Genomic DNA, 4,461 nt, shown 5'->3' with positions numbered 1-4,461 from the left:
ACAGAGATCCCTGTGGGAGCGGGCTTGCCCGCGAAGAGGCCCGCACCAACAGCACAAATCTCGACCCTTGATGCAAATCAAGATGCCCCACCCCGCCCTCGCATAAAGTGGCTGACACTGCCAGCCTATCCGGGGGAATGCCCGCATGATGCTCGACGCCATTCGTTGGGACACCGATCTGATCCGCCGTTATGACCTGGCGGGACCCCGCTACACCTCGTACCCGACCGCCGTGCAATTCAACAGCCAGGTCGGCACCTTTGACCTGCTTCATGCCCTGCGCGACAGCCGCAAGGCTCAACGCCCGTTGTCGCTGTACGTGCACGTGCCGTTCTGCGCGAACATTTGCTATTACTGCGCCTGCAACAAGGTCATCACCAAGGATCGCGGCCGGGCGCAGCCGTATTTGCAGCGCCTGGAACAGGAAATCCAGTTGATCGCCTGCCACCTCGACCCCACGCAGAAAGTCGAGCAACTGCATTTCGGTGGCGGCACGCCGACCTTTCTCAGCCACGACGAACTGCGCCAGTTGATGGCGCATTTGCGCAAACACTTCAATTTGCTGGACGACGACTCCGGCGACTACGGCATCGAGATCGACCCGCGCGAGGCCGACTGGTCGACCATGGGCCTGCTGCGCGAACTGGGTTTCAATCGGGTCAGTATCGGCCTGCAAGACCTCGACCCGGCGGTTCAGCGAGCGGTCAATCGTCTGCAAAGCCTGGAAGAAACCCGCGCGGTGATTGACGCCGCCCGCACCTTGCAATTTCGCTCGATCAACATCGACCTGATCTACGGACTGCCGAAACRGACGCCGGAAAACTTCGCCCGCACCGTCGAAGAGGTCATCCACCTGCAACCGGACAGGTTGTCGGTGTTCAACTACGCCCACCTGCCGGAACGCTTCATGCCGCAGCGGCGCATCAACAGCAATGAATTGCCGACACCCGCGCAGAAACTGGAAATGCTGCAGCGCACCATCGAGCAACTGATCACGGCCGGCTACCGCTACATCGGCATGGACCACTTCGCCCTGCCTGACGATGAGCTGGCGATTGCCCAGGAAGAATCGACCCTGCAACGCAATTTCCAGGGCTACACCACACACGGTCATTGCGATTTGATCGGCCTCGGCGTCTCGGCGATCAGCCAGATCGGCGATCTGTATTGCCAGAACAGCAGTGACCTGACCGGGTACCAGAACGCCCTTGCATCAATGCAACTGGCCACCAGCCGTGGCCTGCTGTGCAATGCCGATGACCGCCTGCGGCGCGCGGTCATTCAGCAATTGATCTGCAATTTCAGTCTCGAATTCGCCGGCATCGAACAAGCCTTCAACATCGATTTCCAGGGCTATTTCGGCGATCTCTGGCCCCAACTGCAAGACATGGCCAAAGACGGGTTGATTGAACTCGATCGAGACAGAATCACTATCCTGCCCGCCGGGCGACTGTTGGTGCGCTCGGTGTGCATGGTGTTCGACGCGTACCTGGAGCAACACAGCCGGCAACGGTTTTCACGGGTGATCTAGAGCGCTGCGACAAAAGCGCCACAGGCTGGCCTCAATGTCCTCGGGTGAGTTACCCTTACGTCTTATGTGTGAATTCCCACAAGGATTGAAGAAATGTCCGAGCCAGTAAAACTGCGCGCTCATAATCAAGCCCATTGCAAGGATTGCAGCCTGGCCCCTCTTTGCCTGCCACTTTCGCTGAACCTGGAAGACATGGACGCGCTGGACGAAATCGTCAAACGTGGCCGGCCGCTGAAAAAAGGCGAATTTCTGTTCCGTCAGGGCGATACCTTCGATTCTGTCTACGCAGTCCGTTCTGGCGCCCTCAAGACTTTCAGCCTGAGCGACACCGGTGAAGAACAGCTCACCGGTTTCCACCTGCCCAGCGAACTGGTCGGCCTGTCGGGCATGGACACCGAAAAGCACCCGGTGTCGGCACAAGCCCTGGAAACCACTTCGGTGTGTGAAATTCCTTTCGAACGCCTCGACGAACTGGCCCTGCAATTGCCGCAGTTGCGCCGTCAGCTGATGCGGGTGATGAGTCGTGAGATCCGTGACGATCAGCAGATGATGCTGCTGTTGTCGAAGAAGACGGCCGACGAACGCATCGCCACCTTCCTGGTCAACCTCTCGGCACGTTTCCGCGCCCGGGGCTTTTCCGCCAATCAGTTCCGCCTGAGCATGTCGCGCAACGAAATCGGCAACTACCTGGGCCTGGCGGTGGAGACCGTGTCCCGCGTCTTCACACGCTTCCAGCAAAACGAACTGATTGCGGCAGAAGGCAAGGAAATCCGGATTATTGACCCGATCCAGCTTTGTGCCCTGGCCGGCGGCTCCCTGGAAAGTTGAAACAAACCGTTGCGGCTGCGCGAAACGGTTCAGCCGCCGTTATACTGAGTCGTTTGCAGCCCTGCCAGGATTCTTCGACTATGGCCTTCGACTCCTTCGACATCAAATCCCTCATCCGCCCTGTCATCGACTTCCCGAAGCCGGGAGTGATCTTTCGCGACATCACCCCGCTGTTCCAGTCGCCCACGGCCCTGCGCCTGGTGATGGACAGCTTCGCCCACCGTTACGTCGAGGCTGACTTCACCCACGTCGGCGCTATGGACGCCCGTGGCTTCCTGATCGGTTCGGTACTGGCCTATCAGTTGAACAAGCCGCTGGTGCTGTTTCGCAAGCAAGGCAAGTTGCCCGCTGACGTGCTGGCCGAGGGCTATGCGACCGAATACGGCGAAGCCTTCCTGGAAGTGCACGCCGACAGCCTGTGCGAGGGGGATTCGGTGGTGATGTTCGATGACCTGATCGCGACCGGCGGCACCCTGATTGCCGCCGCCAACCTGATCCGTCGCATGGGCGCCCGGGTGCATGAAGCGGCGGCGATTATCGATCTGCCGGAACTGGGTGGCTCGCAGCGCCTGGAGGACATGGGTATTCCTACGTTTTGCCTGACGCAGTTTGCCCTTTCCGATAAGTAAGCGGCGTCTTAGCTGACGTCATCGCGGGCAAGCCCGCTCCCACAGTTTTCTTTGTCATGCACAAAACTTGTGTACGCCGCAGTTCCCTGTGGGAGCGGGCTTGCCCGCGATGGCGTCAGTGGCAACACCACTAAACTCAAGATCGACTCAAAGCCCCATCTGCTTGCTGATGATCTCGTTCATCACTTCCCGCGTCCCGCCGCCAATCGACAGGATCCGGTTGTCGCGGTACAGCCGCTCCACCAGGCTCTCGCGCATATAACCCAGCCCACCGAGTATCTGCACCGCATCGGTGACGATCCGGTCTGCGGTATCCGTCGCAAAATTCTTGGCCATGGAAATCTCCTTGATCACGCTCTGCCCCGCCGCCATCTTCGCGGCCTGGCGGTAAGTGAACTCCCGGGACACTTCCAGCGCGGTCGCCATCTCGGCGAGGCGATGCTTGATCACCTGAAACTTGCCGATCGGTTTGCCAAAGGCTTCGCGCTGGCGCGCCCACTTCAGGCTCTCCTCCAGCGCCAGCTGTGCGGTCATGTTGGCCATCAGCGCCAAGGCCAGGCGTTCGCTCTGGAAGTTGCCCATGATGCAGGCAAAGCCCATGTTCTCGGCGCCGATCAGGTTTCCTGCAGGCACCCGGCAATCATCGAAGAACAATTCGGCCGTGTCTGAGGCCCACCAGCCCATTTTCTTCAGTTGCCGCCCTACGGTGAAACCGGGCGTGCCCTTCTCGATCAGTAACAGGCTGATGCCACCGAAACCTGGCTCGCCCGTTCGCACCGCGACGGTATAGAAATCCGCGCGCACACCRCTGGTAATAAAGGTCTTGCTGCCACTGACCCGGTAGAAATCGCCATCGCGCATGGCACGGGTTTGCAGGTTGGCGACGTCGGAGCCGCCGCCGGGCTCGGTAATGGCCAGGGCGCTGATCTTCTCTCCCGACAGCACCTGCGGCAGCACACGATCACGCACTTCGGGCCGGGCCCACTTGAGAACGGGCGGCAAGCCGATATCCAGCGAGCCCAGGCCGGCAACCAACCCGCCTGAGCCGCAGCGCATCAACTCTTCACTGGCGGCCACCTTGGCGAACAGATCCCCTTCGTGGCTGCCTCCGTAAGCCTCCGGGTACCCGATGCCGAGAATCCCCGCTGCGCCGGCCTTGAGGTAGAGCTCACGAGGAAAGCTTTCGGCTTCTTCCCACTGCTCGATATCAGGAAGTATCTCGCGCTCGACGAAACGTCTGACGCTGTCGCGGACCAATTGGTGGCTGGGGTCGAAGTATTCCTGAAAGGCAGACATCGGCGAGCTCCACTGAAGGGGTCAGTGAAGTTAACCGAGCGCTTGCTTGGTTTTCAATAGAATTGTGAAACCGCGTCGCCTGCATCGCGAGCAAGCTCGCTCCCACATTGGTTTTGTGTACGCCGCAATACCCTGTGGGAGCGAGCTTGCTCCKGGCGGCGATCCGACGATGGCGTC

4 protein-coding genes are annotated in these 4,461 nt (G+C 60.0%); 3 read left to right on the top strand and 1 reads right to left on the bottom strand.

Annotated elements, in window-relative coordinates; all coding sequences use genetic code 11:
- Positions 1 to 148 precede the first annotated feature (148 nt).
- From hemN to ACXRVY_RS18155, 3 genes are all read left to right on the top strand, one after another.
- Positions 149 to 1,531: an oxygen-independent coproporphyrinogen III oxidase gene (gene hemN / locus ACXRVY_RS18165; RefSeq protein ID WP_458237911.1), complete on the top strand. Its 1,383-nt coding sequence runs from the start codon at positions 149 to 151 to the stop codon at positions 1,529 to 1,531.
- 93 nt (positions 1,532 to 1,624) lie between these two features.
- Positions 1,625 to 2,359 carry a fumarate/nitrate reduction transcriptional regulator Fnr gene (fnr, locus tag ACXRVY_RS18160; protein WP_007995802.1) on the top strand — a complete coding sequence of 245 codons (735 nt, stop codon included), beginning with the start codon at positions 1,625 to 1,627 and terminating at the stop codon, positions 2,357 to 2,359.
- An 80-nt stretch (positions 2,360 to 2,439) separates the two neighbouring features.
- Positions 2,440 to 2,988 (top strand): adenine phosphoribosyltransferase, encoded by a 549-nt coding sequence (locus tag ACXRVY_RS18155; RefSeq protein WP_108218883.1) that lies wholly within the window; start codon positions 2,440 to 2,442, stop codon positions 2,986 to 2,988.
- A gap of 147 nt (positions 2,989 to 3,135) precedes the next feature.
- Here the strand turns inward: ACXRVY_RS18155 and ACXRVY_RS18150 are convergent, their stop codons facing one another.
- Positions 3,136 to 4,284 carry an acyl-CoA dehydrogenase family protein gene (locus tag ACXRVY_RS18150; RefSeq protein WP_223462358.1) on the bottom strand — a complete coding sequence of 383 codons (1,149 nt, stop codon included), beginning with the start codon at positions 4,282 to 4,284 and terminating at the stop codon, positions 3,136 to 3,138.
- Between the last annotated feature and the right edge of the window lie 177 nt (positions 4,285 to 4,461).

Source organism: Pseudomonas sp. P5_A2_2, assembly GCF_054177685.1.
The sequence above is the reverse complement of the archived record's forward strand: the minus strand, read 5'-3'. Positions and strand labels throughout refer to the sequence as shown.